The sequence below is a fragment of the Micromonospora sp. R77 genome, assembly GCF_022747945.1.
Lineage (GTDB): Bacteria > Actinomycetota > Actinomycetes > Mycobacteriales > Micromonosporaceae > Micromonospora.
In genome coordinates this window covers 1,008,436-1,030,438 of record NZ_JALDST010000001.1, presented here as the reverse complement: position 1 = coordinate 1,030,438, position 22,003 = coordinate 1,008,436, and the positions used below count along the sequence as shown (strand labels likewise).

Genomic DNA, 22,003 nt, shown 5'->3' with positions numbered 1-22,003 from the left:
CCGGCGGTGGCCGGTCCGCCCTCCCGGGCGGGCCGGCCACCGGCGCGTACGGCCGGGTCAGTCGGCGGGTAGAGCCGGGTCAGTCGGCGCTGGCCAGCCCGATGGCGAAGGCCTCCTCCAGGTCGTGCTGGGAGTAGGCCCGGAAGGCGATGTGCGACTCGGTGTTCAGCACCCCCGGCACCTTGGAGATGCTGCCGGCGATGACCTGGGCGATCTGCTCGAACTCGCGGACCCGGACCATGGCGATCAGGTCGACGTGCCCGGCGACCGAGTAGACCTCGCTGACGCCGGGGAGGTTGGCCAGGGTCTCGGCCACCTCGGGGATGGAGTCGGTGGCGCAGTCGATCAGCACGATCGCGGTGATCACGGGACATTTCTCCGTTCGTCGGCGTCGTCGCTCATGCTAGAGGTTGTCGCGGTCACGCCGTCCCCGGCTCGTCGATCCGGCCGGGCCGGCACGGTCAGGTCGACCCCGGCCCGGACGGCGTCGGTGAGCCGCTCGCCGGGGCCCACCGTGGCGCCCGGCCAGACCACCGTCCGGGTCACCTCGCCGGCCACCGTCGCACCCGCCCCGACCACCGACCGGCGGATCCGACCGGTGACCGTCGCCGACGCCTCGACCAGGCTGCCGGCGCCCGCGGCGTGCAGGTTCGCCGCCAGGTAGTCGGCCGGCGTGCCGGTGTCGTAGAAGGTGCCGGGATAGCCGACCACCGCCAGCGCGCCGGCCGCCTCGGCCGGCCGCCACACCGCCCGGACCAGGTCGCCGAAGGTCGCCGGCAGGTCCCGGACCAGCCGCCACGGCAGCAGCGAGAACCCGACGAACCGGTGGCCGGCGAAGGTGCCGGGCGCGGCCGGGTCGTCGGCCGGTTGCCCGAGCAGGCGTACGCTCCGCCCGTCCCACCCGTCCAGCAGCGCGGCGATGTCGGGGCCGGGCGGGGCCTGCGGGTCGGCCAGGTAGGCGTCGGCGTTGCCGACCAGCACGCCCCGGCCGGCGATCCAGTCCCGCAGGTTGCCCAGGCCGCCGGCGGTGCCCAGCGGGTCGCCCGGCTCGACCGACAGGTGGGCCCGGGGCCCGACGTGCGCCACCACCTGCTCGCCCAGATAGCACGCGTTCACCGCGACCCGCTCCGGACCGGTGAGCCCGAGTCCGGCCAGCCGGTCCAGGGCCCGGTCGAGCAGCGGCACGTTGCCGACCGGGCAGAGCGCCTTGGGCAGCCGCGCGGTCAACGGTCGCAGCCGGGTGCCCTCGCCCGCGGCGAGCACCACCGCACACACCTCCACCGCGGTACGCCAGCCCGGTCCCGTGCTCCCGTCCGGTCCGGCGGTCCCGCCCGCGCTCGTGGCTCCGCCCGGTCCGGTGGTCCCGCTCGATCCTGTCCGGCCGGTGGCGGTGCGGCCGGGGACCGGCCGAGGGTCGGTCACGCTCCCGGCGGGGTGGTCGGCGGGACCTGCCCGGCCTGCGGGCCGATGCCGTAGCGGCCGAGCAGCCCGGCGGTGGCCCGGGCCAACCGGGGCAGGTCGTCCAGCGGGTGCCAGACCGCCTCCAGCACCTCCGCGCCGTCGACCTCCAGCTCGGTCGTCGACGCCGGCAGTTCCACCTCGAAGACCATGTCCACCCAGCCCTTGGCGTGCACCACGGCGTTCGGCACCGCCGGTCGGAGCCGCTCGGGGTCGAGCCGGATGCCGGTCTCCTCGAACAGCTCCCGGGCCGCGCCCACCACCGGCGACTCACCCCGTTGCAGCAGGCCGGCCGGGAGGGTCCAGCTGTGACCCGGCGGCTGGCGCAGCAGCAGCAGGCGACCCGCGCCTTCGGCCTCGGTGTCCCGGACCAGGGTGACCGCCCCGACGATGTACTTCGGCACGGCCAGCCGGACCAGTCGGCGGCGTACCGGGACGGGAAGGCGGTAGAAGAACCGGTAGCCGATGGCCCGCCCGGTGGCACGTGCGCGAGGGATCATGCCTCCAGGCTAGTGGCGCGCCGGCCCGTCCGTCCGGGTGGCGTTCGGCTACTGCCGGTGGTCGACCAGGTCGATCAGCTGACGGACGACGGTGTCCGGCTCGACGGCCCGGTCGAAGACCGCCACCAGCAGCGTCTCCAGGTCGGGATAGCCCAGCTCCTCCGACAGCCGCAGCAGCGGCAGGTCACTGGCCAGACCCCGGTTGTGCTGGCGCAGGGCCAGACCGATGGTGGCCCGGCCGAGGCGTACCTTGTCGGCGATCGAGATGCCGGGCTCGGTGTGCTCGGCGAACCAGCGGTTGATCTGCTTCTGGGCGTGCGGGGACTTGACGAAGCCCAGCCACTCCCGGCGCGGGCCCCGAGGGGCGGCGTCGGCCTCGAAGCCGCTCTCCGCGTCGGACTCGGTGAAGATCTCCACCACGTCGCCCTCGTCGAGTTCGGAGGAGAGCGGCGCCAGTCGGCCGTTGATCCGGGCCGCCAGGCAGTGGTCACCCCGCTCCGTGCCCAACTCGTACGCCAGGTCGACGGGGGTGGCCCCGGCCGGGAGGACGACCTGCCGGCCGTCGGCGACCACCTGGATCTGCGCCTCGGCCAGGTCGCAGCGCAGCGACTCCAGGAACTGCGCCGGGTCGACGGTGTCCTGCTCCCAGTCGAGCACCCGGCGCAGCCAGGCCAGCTCCTCGTCCCGGTCGGCGGAGCGCCCGGCGGAGCGGGGGAAGCGGTAGTGCCCGGCGACGCCGTACTCCGCGGCGCGGTGCATCTCCTCGGTCCGGATCAGCACCTCCACGGTGCGGTCCTGCGGGCCCCGGACGGTGGTGTGCAGCGACCGGTAGAGGTTGTTCTTCGGCGAGGCGATGAAGTCCTTGAACCGGCCGGGCACCGGCCGCCACAGACAGTGCACCGCACCGAGCGCGGCGTAACAGTCGGTGGCCGGGCCGTCCACCACGATCGCGATCCGGGGCAGGTCGTACGGGGCGGCGTAGCCGCCGGCCACGGTGTCCTTCCAGATCGAGTAGAGGTGCCGGGGCCGGGGCGAGACCTTCGCGTCGACCCGGCTGCGCCGCAGCGCCACCCGGGCGTTGGCCACCACGTCGTCCAGATAGGCGTCCCAGCCGGGCCGGTCGTGCACGTGCCGGGCGATCCGGGCGTGCTCGTCGGGCTCCAGGTGCAGCAGCACCACGTCGTCCAGTTCGCGCTTGAGGGTCTGGATGCCGAGCCGGTCGCAGAGCGGGACCAGCACCTCCTGGGTCTTGCGGGCGATCCGCTCCCGGGAGGCGGCGGAGCGGACGCCGAGCGTGCGCATGTTGTGCAGCCGGTCGGCCAGCTTGATGATCAGCACCCGGACGTCCTTGCCGGCCGCCACGATCATCTTGCGGATGGTCTCCGCCTCGGCGTTCTTGCCGTAGAACGCCTTGTCGAACTTGGTCACCCCGTCGACCAGGTGGGCCACCTCGTGGCCGAAGTCCTCGGCCAGGGCCTGCAGGGTGTAGCGGGTGTCCTCCACGGTGTCGTGCAGCAGCGCGGCGACCAGGGTGATGGTGTCCATGCCCAGGTCGGCGCAGATCTCGGCGACCGCGAGCGGGTGGGTGATGTACGGCTCACCGCTCTTGCGGAACTGACCGCGGTGCATGTTCTCCGCGATCGTGTACGCCCGGCGCAGCACCGAGGCGTCGGCGCTGGCGTGCACGGCCCGGTGGGCGCGGACCAGCGGGCCGACCGGGTCGGTGTCGGTGGTGGGCCAGGTGAACAGGGAGCGCAACCGGCGGGTCAGGGGCAGCTCACCGGGCTGGGTGGGCAGGGCGCCCCCCAGGGCGGCGCCGCGTCCGGCGTCGACGTCCACGTGGGACACCTCCTCACCCCGGCTCCACGGTCCCCGTGCCGGGCCGACCGGAAGCAGGCCCACGAAACGGGCAGGACTGCACTTCTCCAACAGCCTAAGCGAGTCGACGTAGTCCGATCGGACACTTGGTCATGAGCGTTCGGTCGAGAGTTGGTGGGAACCGCCCCGCTCGGCCTTGGTCAACAGGTCCCGGAACCGGCCCGCACCGGTCACCGGCGACGCCCAGCCGGAGGAGAGTTCCAGCAGTCGGGTCTCGGGTCGTTCCAACCAGGACAGGATGCGCTCGGACTCCTCGGCGGAGGCCGCAGGGACCGGACCGTGGCCCGGCGGCACCGTCTCGGCGGTGGACCGGATCAGGGTGAGGGTCGGTCGTGGGTGGACACCCGGCGGGGAGACCCCGGCGCCGGCCAGCCGACCGTGCCGGACCAGGGCCAGCTCCCAGCCACCCCGGGCGGCCGGCCGGGCGGCGGCCAGCTCGGCGATGGACGTCAGCCCGGCCAGCCGCTGCATCCGGACGGTGGCGCGCAGCACCGCGGCGAGTCGGGCCCGGACCACCGCCGCCTCCTCGTAGCGCTGGTCGCCGGCGAGCACCTCGATCCGGGCCAGCAGCGCGTCCACCACCACCTGCGGGTCGCTGGTGGTCGCGGTGCGGAAGGGGGCGGCGGCGCGGTGGTCGTACTCCTCGGGGGTGATCCGGTGCTCGCAGGGCGCCGGGCAGCGACCCAGTTCGGCCAGCGCGCAGGCCGGCGTCACGGTGCGCAGCGAGAGCCGGTGCGTGCACTGGCGCAGCGGCACCGCGTCGTGGAAGCCGGCGGCGGCCAGCTCCGCCGCCCGGCGGGAGCTGAACGGCCCGAGGTAGGCCCGGTCGCCGGGGGCGAGGCTGCGGACCACCGACAACCGGGGGTACGGCCCGTCGGTGAGCTTGAGCCAGACCATCCGCTCCGGGTATTTCGAGCGCCGGTTGTACGGCGGCGCGTGCGCGGCGATCAGCCGCAGCTCGCGGACCTCGGCCTCCAGCGAGTGGGCGCACTCGAGGGCCTCCACCCGCTCGGCGGCGGCGAGCATCTCCGAGATCCGGGCCCGCTTCTCGCCGGCGGTGAAGTAGCTGCGCACCCGGGTGGCGATGTCGCCGGAGGTGCCGACGTAGAGCGGGCGGTCGTCGGCGGCCCGGAAGATGTAGACCCCGGGCACCTTCGGCAGCCCGTCGGCCAGGTGCCGCTTGCGCCGCTGGGTGGGGGTGACCGCCCGGGCGAACTCGATCGCCTCGCCGACGGTGTCCACCCGGTGCCCGCCGAGCCGCCCGATCAGCCCGTGCAGCACGTCCACCGTGGCCTTGGCGTCGTCGAGCGCCCGGTGGGTCGGCTGGGTGGCGGTGCGGAAGTAGGCGGCCAGGGTGCCCAGCTTGCGGTTGGGCACCTCGTCCCGGGTGAGCACCCGGCGGGCCAGCGCCGCGGTGTCCAGCACCCGGGGGTTCGGCCAGCGGTAGCCGTGCTTCGCGCAGGCGGCCTTGAGGAAACCGACGTCGTAGGGGGCGTTGTGGGCCACCAGCACCGCGTCGGAGATGAACTCCAGGAAGCTCGGCAGCACCTGCTCGATCGGCGGTGCCGGGACCAGCATCGCCTGGGTGATGCCGGTCAGCACGGTGATGAACGGCGGGATCGGCACCCCCGGGTTCACCAGGGTGGCCAGCACGCCCAGCTCGTCACCGCCGCGCACCTTCACCGCGCCGATCTCGGTGATCCCGCCGCCGTCGGGGGCGCCGCCGGTGGTCTCCAGGTCGACCACCACGAAGGTCGTCGCATACAGCGGGAGCGCCGGATCGACCCCGCCGACGGTGGGGTCCAGCCCGGCCAGCGCCGGCTGGAGGTATTCCTGTTGGGCCACCCGCGGGACGCTAGCGACCGGGTCCGACACTCCCGTCTCAGCGGTCCCGTTGGTCACCATCGGTCTAGGATGAGAGATCGGCTCACTCACCGGGCGGTGGGCCCGCTCGCGGTGGGAGACTTGCCACATGCCCCTCACCGAGCCGTACGACGACCACCTCCCCGAACGGGAGCAGGTGGCGGGCGTGCAGGACGTTGGTGAGGACGAGACGGCCCAGCTCAGCGAGGGTCCCGCCGAAACCGACCCGACCGTGCCCGAGGCGGAGCCGGTGCTGCCCGAGCCGGTCCGGCAGCGGATCGTCTCGCTGACCGCCGCGGTGCTGCCCGGCCTGCCCGCCGACGAGCTGCCGGTGCCGCTGCGCCGGGTGGCGAAGTTCGCCCCCAACCGCCGGGCCCGACTCGGCGCGCCGGCGATCGCCGCCCAGCTCACCGCCGACCCGCTGTTCCGGCAGCGGGTCACCACGCGGGTGCTGGCCGACTCGGGTGACCTCGGCGCCGCCGTGGTGGCGGGGACCGCCCCGCCGCCGCCGACCCGGTCGAGGTGGCCGCCCTGGCCTACCTGGCCCGGCCGACGGGCTGGCGGGAGATCAGGCCCAGCGGTGCCGCGGTCCGCGCCGAGGCGGACAGCGCGGTGGTGGCGGAGCTGGTCCGCGAGGCCGAGCAGCGGGCCACCCGGGCCGAGCACGACCGCGCGGTGGCCCGGGTGGAGGCCGAGAAGCTCCGCGACGAGCTGGCCCGCGTCCGGGAGGAGCTGGGCCAGCTGCGCGAGGAGAACCGGCAGCTCGGTCGTACGCTGCGGGAGACCCAGGCCCGGGAGCGCAAGGCCACCGAACTGGTCGCCACCGAGCGGGGCCGGGCCGCGCGGGCCACCGCCGACACCGAGGCGGAGCTGCGCCGGGTGCGGGCCCGGCTGGCCGAGGCGGAGGCCGCGGCCGGGGTCGCCCGGGCCAGCGCCAAGGAGGCCCGCTCGGTCGACGACGCCCGGCTCTGGCTGTTGCTGGAGACCATCGGGCAGGCCGCCGTGGGGTTGCGCCGGGAACTGGCCCTGGACCCGGTGGAGAAGCTGCCCGCCGACTTCGTCGCGGACGCGTTCGCCGACCAGCCGGCGGCCACCCCGGCCGGCACCGCCACCCGCGCCCGGGACACCGACGACCCGGCCCGGCTGGACCAGCTGCTCGCGCTGCCCCGCGCCCACCTGGTCGTGGACGGCTACAACGTGACCAAGCGCGGCTTCGGCGAGATGTCGCTGGAGCAGCAGCGCAAGCGCCTGATCACCGGGCTGGGCGGGATCGCGGCGCAGACCGGCGACGAGGTCACCGTGGTCTTCGACGGCGCCGAGCGGATGCACGGGCTGCCGCCCGCGCCGCGCGGGGTGCGGGTGCTCTTCTCCCGCAAGGGGGAGACCGCGGACGAGTTGATCCGCCGGCTGGTCCGGGCCGAGCCGGCCGGCCGGCCGGTGGTGGTGGTCTCGTCGGACCGGGAGGTCGCCGACGGGGTACGCCGGCACGGCGCGTACCCACTCGGCGCAGACTCGCTGCTGCGCCGACTGGCCCGCTCCTGAGGGCTTGTGATCGTTTTCGGGGTGGCTGCTGCCTCGTTGTCCGGTTCTGTCACACCCCTGGCATAGCGTCCTGGTGACCGACGGTGGTCGGGTGACGACGACGGTGTCCCGCCCGCCTCCGCCGCGACGTGTCAGGAGGCGTTGATGCTCATCGACTGCGACAGGTGCGGGATCCGGGGTGACGGCTGCTCCGGCTGCCTGGTGACCGCGCTGTTCGACACCGGCTCCCCGGCGGCCGACCTGGGTGCCGCCGAGACCCGCGCGATCGAGGTGTTCGCCCGGGCCGGCTTCGAGGTGGAGGTGCTGCCGCCGGCGCTGGCCGTCCGGCCCGCCCCGCCGGGGCCGCGCGGCTCGACCGGCGGTCGGGCACCCGGGCCGCCGCGCCCCGCCGGGCACAGGATGAGCGCTCACGGCGGGAGGAGCGGCATGACGAGGGTACGGCGCGGCGACGGGGCGGGGCGGTGAGCCCGCGCGGCTGGGCGGTGCTGACCCTGGCCGGGCTGGCCGTCGCGTTGCTGGTGGCGTTCGCGCTGCTGATCCCGTGGAGTGCCCGCCGGCACCCCGCGCCGACCAGTCGCTGCGCTGCGCGACCTCCCCGTCGACCAGGTGTCCCTGGGGCGCGCGTTCCACGCGGCGCTGCGCCCCGGCGGCTACGGCGCGCTCGCCGTCGGTCTGCTGGTCGCCCTCGCCCTCGGGCTCACCCCGCTCGGTGCCCGCCTGGTCGAGCTGGCCGGCCGCCCGTTCGGCGGCCACTGGGTGGCCCGGGCGGTGCTCGGTGGGCTGGCCGTGCTGCTCCTGGCCGACCTGTTCACCCTGCCGTTCGCCGCCTGGCGGCAGACCGTGCTCACCCGGTACGGGCTGAGCACCCAGGGCTGGAGCGGCTGGACGGTCGACCTGCTCAAGTCGTACGCGCTCAGTGCCGTCCTCGGCGCGCTCGTCCTGCTCGGCTTCTACACCGTCGTCCGGATCGCGCCGCGCTGGTGGTGGGCGTTCGGCGCGGCCGGTGCCGCCGGGCTGGTGGTGCTGCTGTCGTTCGTGCTGCCGGTCCTCGTCGAGCCGGTGTTCAACAAGTTCACCCCGATGGAACCCGGTCCGCTGCGCACCGAGCTGACCAGCATGGCCGCCCGGGACGGGGTGCCCGTCCGCGACGTGCTGGTCGCCGACGCGTCCCGGCGCACCCGGGCCGTCAACGCGTACGTCTCCGGGCTGGGGCCCACCCGACGGGTGGTGGTCTACGACACCCTGCTGCGCGAGGCCACTCCCGAGGAGGTGACCAGCGTCGTCGCGCACGAGCTGGGGCATGCCAAGGACCGGGACGTCCTCGCCGGCACGCTCACCGGGGCGCTCGGCGCGGCCCTCGCCGTGGTGGCGCTCTACCTGCTCGGCTCGTGGGCACCGCTGCTGCGGCTGGCCGGGGTGGACTCCGTCACCGAGCCCCGCGCCTTTCCGCTGCTCATCGCCATGGTCACCGTGGCCGGGCTGGTGGCCACTCCGGTCCAGGCGCTGATCTCCCGGCGGGTCGAGGCGCGGGCCGACGCGCACGCCCTCGCCCTCACCGGCGACCCGGCCACCTTCGAGGCCATGCAGCGCCGGCTGGCCGGGGTGAACCTCGCCGACCCCGACCCGCCCCGGTGGGAACACCTCTGGGCCGCGTCCCACCCGTCCACCGTGGAGCGGATGGCCGCCGCCCGCGCGTACGCCAGGGAGGCCGGCCGATGAGCCGCACGCTGCTGGTCACCAACGACTTCCCGCCCCGCCCGGGCGGCATCCAGTCGTTCGTGCACAACCTCGCCGTACGCCAGCCACCCGGCTCGGTCGTGGTCTACGCGTCGAGCTGGCGGGACGCCGACAAGTTCGACGCCGACCAGCCCTTCGAGGTGGTCCGGGAACGCACCCGGGTGCTGCTGCCCACCCCGCTGGTCGCCCGACGGGCGGCGGGACTCGCCCGGGCGTACGACTGCGACACCGTGTGGTTCGGCGCGGCGGCCCCGCTGGGGTTGCTCGCGCCGGCTGCGCCGCCGCGCCGGGATCCGCCGGGCGGTGGCGCTGACCCACGGCCACGAGGTCGGCTGGGCCGCGCTGCCCGGCGCCCGGGCCGCCCTGCGCCGGATCGGCCGGGGTCTGGACGTCACCACCTACCTCGGGGAGTACACCCGGGTCCGGCTGGCCCGCGTGCTGCACGGGGTGACCGAACTGCACCGGCTCGCGCCCGGCGTGGACGTGGACACCTATCACCCGTCCGTGGCCGGCGACGCGGTCCGGCTCCGGCTCGGCCTGGCCGACCGCCCGGTGGTGGTCTGCGTCTCCCGCCTGGTGCCCCGCAAGGGCCAGGACATGCTGATCCGGGCCCTGCCGGAGATCCGCCGGCGGGCGCCCGATGCCGCCCTGCTGATCGTCGGCGGCGGGCCCTACCGGGCGACGCTGGAGAAGCTGGCCCGGCAGACCGGCGTCGAGCGGGACGTCGTCTTCACCGGCTCGGTGCCCTCGGCGGAGCTGCCCGCCCACTACGCGGCCGGCGACGTCTATGCGATGCCCTGCCGCACCCGCAACCGCGGCCTCGACGTCGAGGGTCTCGGCATCGTCTACCTGGAGGCCAGCGCCACCGGCCTGCCCGTGGTGGCCGGCGACTCCGGCGGGGCACCGGACGCGGTCCGCGAGGGCGAGACCGGCTACGTGGTCCGCGGCCGCGACGTCGCCCAACTCGCCGACCGGGTCGCCACCCTCCTCGCCGACCGGGACCTGGCCCGGCAGTTCGGTGCCGCCGGCCGCGCCTGGGTGGAGCGTGAGTGGCGCTGGGAGACCCAGGCCGAGCGGATGTCCGCCCTCCTCACCGGCTGACCCGCCCCACCCCGCCTCGGCCCGTCCCGGGTCAGGGGTGGGGGGCGAAGAGGTGGGCGGCGGGGGCGGGACGGCCGAAGTGCCAGCCCTGCGCGGCGTCGCAACCGATCGCCCGGAGCCGGTCGGCCTGTTCGGCGGTCTCCACGCCCTCGACGGTGACCGTCAGGTCCAGCGCGTGCGCGAGGGAGACCAGGGAGGCGAGGATCCGCTCGTCGGTCCGGCTGGCCGGGTCGGCGGCCGGCGCGCGCAGTCCCGCCACGAACTCGCCGGCCACCTTCAGCTCGGTGACCGGCAGGTCCCGCAGGTACGCGAGGTTGCAGTAGCCGGTGCCGAAGTCGTCGATGGCGATGCGGACCCCGAGGTCCTTGAGCACCCGCAACGCGCGGACCGGCTCCTCGACGGTGCTCATCATGGTGCTCTCGGTGACCTCGAGCTGGAGCCGTTCGGGCGGGAGCCCGGTACGCGCCAGCACCCCCCGTACCTCCCGCACCAGGTCCGGCCGGTGCAGCTGGCGCACGGCCAGGTTGACGCTCACGAAGGGGGCGTCGTCCCGCCCCGCCGACCAGGTGCTCGCCTCGCGGCAGGCCTCGGCGAGGACCCAGCTGCCGAGCCGGACGATCAGCCCGGTCTCCTCGGCCAGCCCGATGAAGCTGTCCGGGCGGAGCAGGCCCAGCTCCGGGTGGCGCCATCGGACGAGCGCCTCCACACCGAGCAGCGTGCCGTCCCGCAGCGACGTCAGCGGCTGGTAGTCGAGGAAGAACTCGCCCCGGTCGAGGGCGCCCGGGATGGCCGCGGAGAGGGCGTACCGGGCCAGCTCACGCCGGTTGCGGTCGGCGTCGAAGAGGGACCAGCGCGCGCCGCCGGCTGCCTTGGCCCAGTGCAGGGTGCTGTCGGCGGCCCGCATCAGCTCGCCGGGGGAGGTGCCGGCCACCTGCCGCTCGACGATGCCGATGCTGGCGGAGACGGTCAGCTCGTGCCCGTCGACCAGGGCCGGCTCGCTCACCGCCGCCAGCGCCGCCTCGGCGACCTTCACCGCGTCGTCGGTGCAGCCGGTCCGCTCGACCAGGATGACGAACTCGTCCCCGCCGAGCCGGGCCACCAGGTGGTCGCCGAGCGCCCCGCGCAGCCGCTGCGCCACCGACACCAGCAACGAGTCGCCGACCTGGTGACCGAGGGAGTCGTTGACCACCTTGAACCGGTCCAGGTCGAGGAAGCAGACACCGACCCGTTCGGCGGCCCGGCCCGGCCCGTCGATCGCCGCGGAGAGCCGCTCGGTGAAGAGCGTGCGGTTGGGCAGGTCGGTGAGCGGATCGTGGGTGGCCTGGTGGCGGAACCGGGCCTCGCTGTCCCGCAGTGCCCGCTCGGCCTGCGCCCGGGCCACCATCGCGGCCCGCCGGATCGCCTCCTGCTCGTCCAGGGTCCGGTCCCGCAGGGCGCGGGCGTACCCGGTGGCCACGGTGGCGAGCAGCCGGGCCATCCGGTCCTCGACGTCGTCGGCGACCAGCCCGAGATCGCGGACCAGGCGGAGCTGGATGACCTCGATGGTCCGGCCGAGGCCCTCGGCGGAGGCGATGTGCGCGGCGACCAGCTCCGCGCCGACCTGCTGACCGGTGCGCAGGTCGAACGGCTCCGCCTGGAGCGCCCCGGCCAGCCGCTCGGTGAGCCGCTGCAACAGGGCCTCGAGCTGCGCCTGGGTCATCGGCAGGTAACTCGTCCCGGAGACCGCCTTCGCCCAGGCCCGGGCGAAGGCGCCGGGGCAGGTGCGGGCCACGGCGACCGCCGGCTCACCCATCGAGCCGCCCGACCCCGCCCATGAAGACCGCCTGCTCGGCGTTCTCGGCCTGGTCCGGGGTCTCCGGACGCCACTGCGGCACCCAGACCACGCCCGGGTCCACCAGGGTGAAACCGTCGAAGAGGGCGACCAGCTCGGCCCGGCTGCGGATCCAGAGCTGGTTGTCGGTGCGGCGGTAGACCCGCTCTGCCTCCGCCCGCTCACCGGTCTCGACGCGGCCCTCGTCGCAGGCCTGCGACATCACCAGGTGGCTGCCGGGCACGAGTGACCTCCGCAGCGTCCGCAGGATCTCCGCCGGCTGGTCCGCGTACGGGATGAAGTGCAGCACCGCCACGATCATCACGGCGACCGGCTGGGAGAAGTCCAGCAGTCCGGTCACCTCGGGGTGCCGCAGGATCGCCTCCGGCCGGCGCAGGTCCTCCTGGAGCACGGTGGCCCGGTCGTTGCCGCTGAGGATCTCCCGGCTGTGCGCCACCGCCACCGGGTCGACGTCGACGTAGACCACCCGCGACTCCGGGTCGATCCGCTGGGCGATCTCGTGCACGTTGCCGACGGTGGGGATGCCGGAGCCGATGTCGAGGAACTGGCGTATCCCGGCGTCGGCGAGGAACTGGACCGCGCGGCGCAGGAAGGCCCGGTTGGCCTGGGCCATCAGCGGCGCCTCGGGCACCGCGTCGACCATGGCCCGGGCCGCCGCCCGGTCGGCGGCGAAGTTGTGCGAGCCGCCGAGGTAGTAGTCGTACATGCGGGCCGCGCTCGGACGCTCGACGTCGATCGTGTCGGGTGCCCAGTCCGGCCGCTGCATGCCCCTGCCCCTTTTTGTCAACAGCGCGTGAAGTCCACGGCCCCGAGGGCCATCCGGGTATTCTGCCCGCCCGTTGTCGCGCTGCAAAGACCGCCGTCGCTGCGCACTCGGCCCCTCACCGTACGCAGCGGAAACTCCCCGCAACGCCGGAGCGGCCCGGTCCGTGGTCGGGACGCGGGCCGCTCCGGGCGGGCACGGGTGGACGCTAGAACTTCGGCGCGTCCGGGGCCTCGAGCAGACCGAGCCGCAGCGCGGTCATCAGCGCCTGGGCCCGGTTGGCGGCGCCCAGCTTCTCGTAGAGCTTGGAGATGTGCGTCTTGGCGGTCGACTCGCTGACGAAGAGCTGCTTGGCGATGCCCGCCACGCTCATGCCGTCGGCGAGCAGCCGCAGCACCTGGCCCTCGCGGGGGGAGAGCTGCGGGCCGGACGGGGCCAGCCGGCGCTTCATCGCCTCGGCCAGGTCGGCCGCGGTGAAGGCGCTGGGGGAGGAGGCGGCGTGCCGGGCGGCGGCCACCACCTCGTCGGCCGGCGCGGTCTTCGGCACGAACGCGCTCGCCCCGGCCTCCAGGGCGCCGAAGAGCTGGTCGTCGCCCGCGTACATGGTGAGCACGACGATGCCCATCGACGCGCTGGACTTGCGGAGCGCGCGGGTGGCCTCCAGGCCACTGCCGTCGGGCAGTCGGAGGTCCATGATCACCACGTCCGGCTGAAGCGCACCGGCCTGGCGTACGCCCTCCGCCGCCGTGGCGGCCTCGCCGACGACCTCGAACTGCCGGTCCCGCTCGAAGGCGTGCCGCAGACCCTTGCGGATCAGGTCGTGATCGTCGACAAGGAGGACCTTGGTACGGGTGGCCGGTGTCGGACTTGTGGTCATCCTCGGGTTACTCCCCTTCTGCTGCTGCACTGCCGCGCACCTTATCGCGCCGGGGCGACGAACCGAGCACCACCGCCACGGTCGTGCCGCTGGGTTGCCGCGGCCTGATCTCCAACCGGCCCCGGATACGTTCCGCCCTCTCGGCCATGATCGCAAGACCGTAGTGCCCCTCGGGGCGCTGGTCACCGATGCCGTGACCGTCATCCGACACTTCGATCTGCGCGTACGGCGGGTCGACCTCGCAGGTGACCCAGAGATTCGACGCCCCGGCGTGCTTGCGCGCGTTGGTGACCGCCTCCTGCGCGATGCGCAGCAGTTCGGCCTCGGTGGCGGCGGGCAGCCGGGCGGTCGACTCGTCCAGCGACAGGTGCACCCGCAGCCCGCCGGAGGCGCCGACCGTGCGGGCGTACTCGGCGATCGCGGCGGCCAGGCCGCCGTGCCGGTCCACCTCGCTGCGCAGCTCGAACAGGCTCAACCGCAGCTCGGTGATCACCCGGGTGACCTCCTGGCGCAGGGTGCGCAGCGCCTCGGCGGTCTCCTTCGGGTCCTCGTCGACGTACGCCAGCGCGTTGTCGATGCCGTAGCCGACCATCACCAGTTCCTGGGCGACCCCGTCGTGGATCTCCCGGGCCAGCCGCTGCCGCTCCTCGTTGGTGGCCAGTGACCGCACCTCGTCGAAGAGCAGCGCCGCCTCCAGCCGGAGCGCGGCCGGGCCGGTCAGCGCGGTCACCCGGGACACCACCGGCGGCGGGTACGCGTGCGCGGAGTCCGCCTCCAGCACCACCAGGCCGACCGTGCGGACCCCGGCGACCAGCGGCACGATCAGCGCGGACACCTCACCGGCCTGCCGGGAGCGGGCCTGCGAGCGGGACGAGGTCTGCGCCTGCTGGCTGGCCCAGGCGTCGGCGATCGCCGAGTCCGCGTCGAGCGTGGTCTCCCAGTCGACCCGGTCCACGCCGATCTGGGCGAGCACCACCAGCCGACCGCCGCCGCTGGCGGAGAGCACCGCGCCGCGGTCGGTCTGCGCCACCATCCGCAGCTCCTCCAGCAGGTGCTCGGAGATGCCGCCCGGGTCCAGGGTCGCCCCGGGCAGCTGCCGGGCGACGGTGCGCAGCTGGGTCAGCAGCCGGGTGGCCTCCGCGTACGGCTGGGGTTTGCCCTCGCTGCGCACCCGCATCACCCGTTGCAGGGTGCCGGCGGTGTAGAGGCCGAGGCCGGCCAGGATCAGCCACTGGGCGCAGACCGCCAGGTAGCCGAGCTGGCCGAGCTGTCGCCCGCCGTCGACCTCGGTCAGCGCGGCGCTGATCAGCAGCGTGGCCGCGGCGACCGCGAGCAGGGCGGCGCCCTCGCGGAACCGGCGGCGCAGCGCCGTCACGGTCACCGGGACGGCCAGGTACGGCAGCACGGCCGACGCGCCCAGCCCGCCGGTGACCCCGGTGAGGTGGGTGTCGGCGGCGACCTGACTGGCGGCCAGCCCCAGCACCACCACCTCGGCGAAGCGGCTGAGCGGGCCGAGCAGGCGGTGCTGCGGGGCGAGGACGGCGGGCAGTCCGGCGACGGCCAGCAGGGCGATCCACCAGAGCTGGGCGACGTCGCGGGTGGCGAAGAGGGTCAGGGCGGCGACCAGCACGAGCAGGACCAGCCGCGCGGCGGCGGCGAGGGATTGCGTCGGTGGCTGGGTGGGTGTCGACGGGGGCACGTGACGGATCGTAGTCAGCGGGAGTAGATGTCGGCGATCTCCGCCGCGTAGGTCTTGTGCACGACCTGCCGCTTGACCTTGAGCGACGGGGTCAGCTCGCCGGTCGCCTCGGTGAAGTCGTGCGGCAGGATCCGGAACACCTTGATCGCCTCGGCCTTGGAGACCGACTGGTTGGCCTGGTCGACCGCGCCCTGGATCTCCGCGCGCAGCGTCTCGTCCGCGCGCAGCTCGGCGACGCTGGTGGTCTCCGGCCGGCCGTGCGCGGCCAGCCACTTCGGCAGCGCCTCCTCGTCGATGGTGACCAGCGCGGCGATGAACGGCTGCCGGTCGCCGACCACCAGGCACTGGCTGACCAGCGGGTGCGCCCGGACCTGGTCCTCCAGCACGGCCGGCGCGACGTTCTTGCCGCCGGCGGTGACGATGATTTCCTTCTTGCGGCCGGTGATGGTGAGGTAGCCGTCGTTGTCGAGCTGCCCCAGGTCGCCGGTGCGGAACCAGCCGTCGGAGGTGAGCGCCTCGGCGCTGGCGGTGTCGTTGTGCCAGTACCCCCGGAAGACGATGTCGCCGGAGATCAGCACCTCGCCGTCGTCCTCGATCCGGATGGTCACGCCGGGCAGCGGTCGGCCCACGCTGCCGATCCTCGTGCCGGTCGGCAGGTTCGCGGCGGCGGCGGGGGAGGTCTCGGTGAGGCCGTAGCCCTCGCAGATGGTCACCCCGATGCCCCGGAAGAAGTGCCCGAGCCGGGCGCCGAGCGGAGCGCCGCCGGAGATGGCGTCGCGGCAGCGGCCGCCGAGCGCGGCGCGCAGCTTGCGGTAGACCAGCCGGTCGAAGAGCGCGTGCTGGGTGCGCAGGGCCAGGCCCGGCCCCGCGGCGGTCTCCAGTGCCTCGCTGTACGCGATGGCGACCTTCTCGGCCCGGTCGAAGATCTTGCCCTTGCCGTCCGCCTCGGCCTTCTGCCGGGCGCCGTTGTAGACCTTCTCGAAGACCCGGGGTACGGAGAGCACGAAGGTCGGCTTGAAGTCCTGCAGCTCGCCGACCAGGTTCTTGGTGTCGGCGCAGTGCGCCATGGTGGCCCGGGCCTGCACCACGCCGATCTGGATGAGCCGGGCGAAGGCGTGCGCGAGGGGGAGGAAGAGCAGGGTCGAGGCGCCCGGACGGAACAGGTTGGGCAGCACCGGCACCGCGTTGGCGATGTCGGCGTACATGTTGCGGTGGGTGAGCACGCAACCCTTGGGCCGGCCGGTGGTGCCGCTGGTGTAGATGATGGTGGCGACGTCGTCGGCCCGGACCGTCTTGCGGCGCACCTCGATGTCGGCCGGGTCGACCGCCGCGCCGGCGGTCATCAGCTCGGCCACCCCGCCCAGCTCGATCTGCCAGACGTGGCGCAGTTCGGGCAGCCGGTCCCGGATGCCCGCCACCAGGGTGGCGTGCCCGGTGCTCTCGACCATCACGGCGACGGCGCCGGAGTCGGCCAGGATCCAGGCCGCCTGCTCCGCGCTGGAGGTCTCGTAGATCGGCACGGTGACCGCGCCGGCCGCCCAGATGGCGTAGTCCAGCAGGGTCCACTCGTAGCGGGTGCGGCTCATCAGGGCGACTCGGTCGCCGGGCGAGATGCCGGCGGCGGCCAGGCCCCGGGCCACCGCGACGACCTCGTCGCGGAACTGCCGGCAGGTCACCTCGGTCCAGATGGTGCCCGTCGGGCCCGTCCCGTCGGCCCGGGCGAACTGCACCGCGTCCGGAGCGGCCTCGGCGTTGGCCCAGACCGGGTCGGTCAGGTTTGCCGCATCGCCGACGGTGACGATCGGCGGAACGGAGAACTCGCGCACCTGCACTCCCTCGTGCTCGCACTGGCCGGGCCGCCCGCTGGGTCGGCTCTGTCGAAACCTACCCGCAGGCCGGGTGGGGCGGGCGAGGCAGGTTGCCCGCCCGAGGGGTGGGACACCGGTCGGGAGCGGGCGGCGGGGCGTCGCGGGGGTGGAGCGGCGCGCTCGGGCCCACCGCCGGGTAGCCTCCCCCCATGGCGGACTCCTCCACCCAGTCGATCGTCGTCGGCGCGCCACCGGACCGGGTGGCGGCGGTCATCTGTGACTTCCCGAGCTACCCCGAGTGGACCGAAGCGGTGCGGCGGGCGGAGGTGATCGAGGAGTACGAGGACGGTTACGCCAGCCAGGTCCGGTTCACCATCGACGCCGGCGTGATGGCCGACGAGTACGTGCTCGCCTACGAGTACGCCGAGGACCTGTCCCGGATCGAGTGGCACCTCGTCGAACCCTCGAAGATGCAGAAGGCCCAGCGCGGGTCGTACGACCTGGCGGGCAACCCGGACGGCAGCACCACGGTGACGTACACGCTGGAGGTGGAGCTCTCCGTGGGCATGCTCGGCATGTTTCGCCGCAAGGCCGAGAAGATGATCATGGACACCGCGTTGAAGCAGCTCAAGCGCCGGGTAGAAGCACCCGGTGCGGCCGACTGACCCGACCGGACGCCCGGTCGCCACGGTAGAGGAGCCGAACCATGGGCACGACTGATCCGGGTTCGGCCCGGGAGGAGGCCGAACGCCTCGTCGCCATGCTGCTGGGCACCGCCCGGCTGGCCGCCGCGTCACCCGGCGCCGGTCCGTGGGGTCCGCTCGGTGGGATCTTGTCGGGTGTCCTCGGTCACAGTGCCGCGACCGGCCGGTCCGCCGGCCCGGACCCGGGCCCCGCCGACGGGGCCGGGGCCGGTGCGGGATTCGCCACCGGCTCACCGGAATGCTGCGTCTGTCCGGTCTGTCGCGGTATCGCGGCGTTGCGCGACCCCAGTCCCGAATTCGCGGAGCGCCTCGCCACCGGCGCGGGCGATCTGGCGGCCGGAGTGGCCAGTCTGCTGCGGGCGTTCGCCCCCGCCGAGCCGGCCCCGTCGACCGCTCCGCCCGGGCCGTCCGGGGCCACCGCCGGAGCCGCCGGGGGAGATCACGTGTGGCGCGAGGCCACCCGTACCGGGCATGATTCTCAGCCGGCACCCGAGCAGGACGTGTGGTCCGCCGCCACCCGGGGGGAGGGCGCGACCGATCCGGGTGCCGTCGTTTCGCCCGCCGATGGTGCCGGGCCGGACGTGCCGGTGACGATCCGGTCGCCGGCCGGCCGTCCCGTGGTGCCCGCGTCGCGGGCGTCCGGCGAGGTGGGCGAGGACGCGGACGCACCAGGCGACGGGGCCTGACCACCGGACATCCCGGGCATCGCACGGCCGGTTCGGCCGATGCCGGGCAGCACAGCAGAGGGGAGTGGCAGCGGTGACGCTGACCATCGGAGTCGACGTCGGTGGCACGAAGGTGGCCGGCGGTGTCGTGGACGACACCGGCAAGGTTCTCGTGCAGACTCGACGGGACACCCCGGCCGACGACGTGGCCAAGACCCGGGACGTCATCATCGAGCTGGTCACCGAGCTGGCCACCGGCCGTACCGTCGAGGCGGTGGGCATCGGCGCGGCGGGCTGGATCGACGCCAGCCGCTCCACGGTGCTCTTCGCCCCCAACCTGGCCTGGCGCGACGAGCCGCTGCGGGACTACGTGAGCACCGCGACCGGCCTGCCGGTGATCGTGGAGAACGACGGGAACGTGGCCGCCTGGGCGGAGTTCCGCTACGGCGCGGCCCGGGACGCCGACGACTCGATGGTCATGTTCACCATCGGCACCGGCGTGGGCGGCGGCATCGTGCTCGGCGGGGAGCTGGTCCGCGGCGCGCACGGCATCGCCGCGGAGCTGGGCCACATGCTCACCGTGCCGGACGGCCACCAGTGCGGTTGCGGCCGGCTCGGCTGCATCGAGCAGTACGCCAGCGGCAGCGCCCTGGTCCGCTTCGCCCGGGCCGCCGCCCGGCAGGAGCCGCACCGGGCGACCGCTCTGCTGGACCTGGCCGGCGGTGAGGCCGAGGCGATCACCGGCCCGATGGTGACCGCCGCCGCGCAGGGCGGCGATCCGGTCTCCGCCGAGTCGTTCGCCCAGGTCGGACGCTGGCTCGGCACCAGCCTCGCGGACATGGCACAGATCCTCGACCCGCAGGTCCTGGTGGTCGGTGGCGGCGTGGTCGAGGCCGGTGACCTGCTGCTCGGCCCCACCCGCCGGTCGTTCGCCGACGCCCTGGCCCAGCGCAGCCGCCTCCCGGTGGCCCGGGTCCGCCCGGCGGAACTGGGCAACACCGCCGGCGTCATCGGCGCCGCCGACCTGGCCCGTCGGCTGTAGTCGTGGCGCCCGGAGGAACCGGCGGCGTGCCGCTGCGCGTGCTGTCGTACAACATCCACAGTCAGCGCGACGACACGGCCGCGCTGGCCGAGGTGGTCCGCGCGGCCGCGCCCGACGTGGTGATCGTGCAGGAGGGGCCGCGCCGGTTCCGGTGGCGGCAGAAGAGCGCCACCCTGGCCGAGTCGTTCGGCCTGGTGGTGGGTGCCGGCGGCCTGCCCGCGCTGGGCAACCTGCTGCTGACCAGCCTCCGGGTGCGGGTGCTGGACACCCGCTGCGAGCGCTACCCGCTCACCCCCGGCCGGCACCTGCGCGGTGCCGCGTACGCCGAGTGCGTGGTGGGCGGGAGCCGGTTCCTGCTGGCCGGCTCCCACCTCTCCACCGACCCGGCCGAGCGGCCGGCGCAGGCGGCGGCGTTCAAGCGGACGCTGGCCGCCGCGACGCTGCCGGTGGTCGCCGGCGCCGACCTCAACGAGGGGCCGGACGGGCCGGCGTGGCGGACCGTCGCGGCGGGACTGACCGACACGGCGGAGGCGATGGACCGGGCCGACCGGCACACCTACTCGTGCGGGAACCCCCGTCGGCGCATCGACGCCCTCTTCGTCGATCCGCGCATCGCGGTCGTCGACTACGACGTGGTGGACACTCCGCGGACCCGGCAGGCCAGTGACCACTTCCCGATCCTGGTCGACCTGCTGCTACCCGCCGCCGACTGAGCGTCCGCCGCTGGTCGACGGGTGACGCCGGCGGCGGGGTGCGGCGCCATGTCGGTCCGGGCTTCCCGCGCCCGGCGGTGAGTGACGGAGGGTCACATTCTCCGCGGCCGGAAGCTCATCCTCGGCCGCCTTTGCTCTGCAGCCATATCCGCAGCAGTCGCGGAGCGTCACCACGGCCGCCGCGCTCCGACACGGTTGCGCGCCACGGATGCCAGCTCAGTGGGGTGCTGCGTGAATGGCTGCAGAGCAAAGGGCCGACGCGCCGCGGGCCGGCAGCGGATCGAGGTGCACGCTGCGTGACGGATCTGCGCGTCGCTCAGCGTCACGACAGCCGGCCGGGGTCATCCCGATCCGGCGGGGGCGGCTGGACAACGGCCGGAGTTGTCGGCAGGATTTCGCAGCGACCCGGCACGCGTGCCGCACAAAGGAGATTCCCGGTGTCCTCCTCCACCGACCTCGGCCGCCCGGTCTCCGACCGGGGCGACACCGTCTGCGTCATCGGTGCCGGGGCCAGCGGCCTCACCGCGATCAAGAACCTCACCGAGCACGGCTTCGGCGTCGACTGCTACGAGCGGGAGACCGGCGTCGGCGGGGCGTGGAACTGGCGACACGACCGCAGCCCGGTGTACGCCAGCACCCATCTGATCTCGTCCCGGCCGTTCACCCAGTTCCCCGACTTCCCGATGCCGGACGACTGGCCCGACTACCCGCACCACAGCCAGCTGCTCTCCTATTTCGAGCGGTACGCCGACCACTTCGACCTGCGCCAGCACATCTGGTTCGGCACCGAGGTGGTCCGGGTGGAGCCGGTCGAGGGCGACCGCTGGGACGTGACCACCCGCAGCACCGGCGGCTACGGCCCCGAGCGGACCTCCCGGTACGCCGCCGTGGTGATCGCCAACGGGCACAACTGGTCGCCGAAGCTCCCCCGCTACGAAGGGCTGGCCGAGTTCCGGGGCGAGGTCATGCACGCCTCGTCCTACAAGGACCCGGCGCAGCTGCGCGGCAAGCGGGTGCTCGTGGTCGGTGCGGGCAACACCGGCTGCGACATCGCGGTCGAGGCGGCCCAGCAGGCGTCCCACTGCTGGCACTCCACCCGCCGCGGCTACTGGTACGCCCCGAAGTACGTCCTGGGCCGCCCCGCCGACCAGGTCAACGACACCCTGCTGGCGCTGCGGGTCCCGCTGCGGGTACGGCAGTGGCTCTACCACTGGACCCTCCGGCTGACCGTCGGCGACCTGACCCGGTTCGGCCTGCCGAAACCGGACCACCGGGTCTACGAGACCCACCCGATCGCCAACAGCCAGCTCGTCTACTACGTCGGGCACGGCGAGATCGCCCCGGTCGGGGAGGTGGCCCGGTTCCACGCCAAGACGGTGGAGCTGACCGACGGCCGGGAGATCGACCCGGAGCTGGTCGTCTTCGCCACCGGCTACCTGCCCCGCTTCGAGTTCCTCGAGGCGAAGGTGCTCGGCGACGACGAGGGGGTCGGCCGGCCCCGGCTCTGGCTCAACGCGTTCGCCGCCGGGCACCCCACCCTGGCGGTGGTCGGCCTGGTGCAGCCGGACTCCGGCATCTTCACCATCTCGCACTGGCAGAGCGTGCTCTTCGCCCGGCTGCTGCGGCTGCGGGCCAGCCGACCGGACCGGGCTGCCGGGTTCGACCGGAAGGTCGTCGCCGGCCTGGGCGAGCGCTACTCCGGCGCGGTCAAGGACAGCACCCGGCACTGGTTCGAGGTCGGCCACGCCGACTACCTGCGCGCCCTCGAACGCGCCCTCACCGACCTGGAGAAAGACCGGTGAGCGCGAGGAGTGCAGCGCAG

At 74.3% G+C, this 22,003-nt stretch carries 15 protein-coding genes and 4 pseudogenes; 9 read left to right on the top strand and 10 right to left on the bottom strand.

What is annotated here, in order from left to right; translation table 11 throughout:
- Positions 1–79: 79 nt before the first annotated feature.
- The 5 genes from MRQ36_RS04485 to MRQ36_RS04465 all read right to left on the bottom strand — a co-directional run bounded on the left by MRQ36_RS04485 (position 80) and on the right by MRQ36_RS04465 (position 5,681).
- The gene (locus MRQ36_RS04485; RefSeq protein ID WP_043329379.1) at positions 80–367 is read right to left on the bottom strand and encodes an Lrp/AsnC family transcriptional regulator; all 288 of its coding nucleotides are present in this window, start codon (positions 365–367) and stop codon (positions 80–82) included.
- Positions 364–1,266 (bottom strand): sugar phosphate nucleotidyltransferase, encoded by a 903-nt coding sequence (locus MRQ36_RS04480; protein ID WP_242800827.1) that lies wholly within the window; start codon positions 1,264–1,266, stop codon positions 364–366. Before MRQ36_RS04480 ends, MRQ36_RS04485 begins: the two co-directional genes overlap by 4 nt.
- A 152-nt stretch (positions 1,267–1,418) precedes the next feature.
- Positions 1,419–1,958, bottom strand: coding sequence for an NUDIX hydrolase (locus tag MRQ36_RS04475; protein ID WP_242793026.1), 540 nt, complete (start codon positions 1,956–1,958; stop codon positions 1,419–1,421).
- A 48-nt stretch (positions 1,959–2,006) separates the two neighbouring features.
- Positions 2,007–3,797, bottom strand: a complete 1,791-nt coding sequence (locus MRQ36_RS04470) for a bifunctional (p)ppGpp synthetase/guanosine-3',5'-bis(diphosphate) 3'-pyrophosphohydrolase (protein ID WP_242800825.1) — start codon at positions 3,795–3,797, stop codon at positions 2,007–2,009.
- Between the two features lie 129 nt (positions 3,798–3,926).
- The gene (locus MRQ36_RS04465) at positions 3,927–5,681 is read right to left on the bottom strand and encodes a DEDD exonuclease domain-containing protein (RefSeq protein WP_242793024.1); all 1,755 of its coding nucleotides are present in this window, start codon (positions 5,679–5,681) and stop codon (positions 3,927–3,929) included.
- A 127-nt stretch (positions 5,682–5,808) separates the two neighbouring features.
- Here MRQ36_RS04465 and MRQ36_RS04460 point away from each other — a divergent pair.
- The 4 pseudogenes from MRQ36_RS04460 (at position 5,809) to MRQ36_RS04445 (ending at position 10,079) form a co-directional block, all read left to right on the top strand.
- Positions 5,809–7,241: pseudogene (locus MRQ36_RS04460) on the top strand (NYN domain-containing protein).
- A gap of 144 nt (positions 7,242–7,385) precedes the next feature.
- Positions 7,386–7,644: pseudogene (locus MRQ36_RS04455) on the top strand (hypothetical protein).
- Positions 7,645–7,702: 58 nt separating this feature from the next.
- Positions 7,703–8,960: pseudogene (locus MRQ36_RS04450) on the top strand (M48 family metallopeptidase).
- Positions 8,957–10,079: pseudogene (locus MRQ36_RS04445) on the top strand (glycosyltransferase family 4 protein). The pseudogenes MRQ36_RS04450 and MRQ36_RS04445 overlap by 4 nt, the downstream one beginning before the upstream one ends.
- A 31-nt stretch (positions 10,080–10,110) precedes the next feature.
- Here the strand turns inward: MRQ36_RS04445 and MRQ36_RS04440 are convergent.
- The 5 genes from MRQ36_RS04440 to MRQ36_RS04420 all read right to left on the bottom strand — a co-directional run bounded on the left by MRQ36_RS04440 (position 10,111) and on the right by MRQ36_RS04420 (position 17,075).
- Entirely contained in the window at positions 10,111–11,871 is a 1,761-nt protein-coding gene (locus tag MRQ36_RS04440; protein WP_242793022.1) for a bifunctional diguanylate cyclase/phosphodiesterase, read from the bottom strand.
- Positions 11,864–12,676: an SAM-dependent methyltransferase gene (locus MRQ36_RS04435; RefSeq protein WP_242793020.1), complete on the bottom strand. Its 813-nt coding sequence runs from the start codon at positions 12,674–12,676 to the stop codon at positions 11,864–11,866. Before MRQ36_RS04435 ends, MRQ36_RS04440 begins: the two co-directional genes overlap by 8 nt.
- Before the next feature lie 205 nt (positions 12,677–12,881).
- Complete coding sequence (locus MRQ36_RS04430; protein ID WP_007072219.1) at positions 12,882–13,550, bottom strand: response regulator transcription factor; 669 nt, start codon at positions 13,548–13,550, stop codon at positions 12,882–12,884.
- A 7-nt stretch (positions 13,551–13,557) separates the two neighbouring features.
- A complete protein-coding gene (locus tag MRQ36_RS04425) occupies positions 13,558–15,249 on the bottom strand; it encodes a GAF domain-containing sensor histidine kinase (RefSeq protein ID WP_374249902.1) in 1,692 nt (563 codons plus the stop codon).
- A gap of 14 nt (positions 15,250–15,263) precedes the next feature.
- Positions 15,264–17,075 (bottom strand): long-chain fatty acid--CoA ligase, encoded by a 1,812-nt coding sequence (locus MRQ36_RS04420; protein ID WP_242793018.1) that lies wholly within the window; start codon positions 17,073–17,075, stop codon positions 15,264–15,266.
- A 191-nt stretch (positions 17,076–17,266) separates the two neighbouring features.
- Between MRQ36_RS04420 and MRQ36_RS04415 the strand changes: the two genes are divergently transcribed.
- From MRQ36_RS04415 to MRQ36_RS04395, 5 genes are all read left to right on the top strand, one after another.
- A complete protein-coding gene (locus tag MRQ36_RS04415; RefSeq protein WP_242793017.1) occupies positions 17,267–17,722 on the top strand; it encodes an SRPBCC family protein in 456 nt (151 codons plus the stop codon).
- Between the two features lie 41 nt (positions 17,723–17,763).
- Positions 17,764–18,447 carry a hypothetical protein gene (locus tag MRQ36_RS04410; RefSeq protein ID WP_242793016.1) on the top strand — a complete coding sequence of 228 codons (684 nt, stop codon included), beginning with the start codon at positions 17,764–17,766 and terminating at the stop codon, positions 18,445–18,447.
- Positions 18,448–18,520: 73 nt separating this feature from the next.
- A complete protein-coding gene (locus tag MRQ36_RS04405; RefSeq protein ID WP_242793015.1) occupies positions 18,521–19,468 on the top strand; it encodes an ROK family glucokinase in 948 nt (315 codons plus the stop codon).
- 26 nt (positions 19,469–19,494) lie between these two features.
- Entirely contained in the window at positions 19,495–20,181 is a 687-nt protein-coding gene (locus tag MRQ36_RS04400; protein ID WP_242793014.1) for an endonuclease/exonuclease/phosphatase family protein, read from the top strand.
- A gap of 437 nt (positions 20,182–20,618) precedes the next feature.
- On the top strand, positions 20,619–21,983 hold the full coding sequence (locus tag MRQ36_RS04395) for an NAD(P)/FAD-dependent oxidoreductase (RefSeq protein WP_242793012.1): 1,365 nt from the start codon (positions 20,619–20,621) through the stop codon (positions 21,981–21,983).
- The last annotated feature ends 20 nt before the right edge of the window (positions 21,984–22,003 follow it).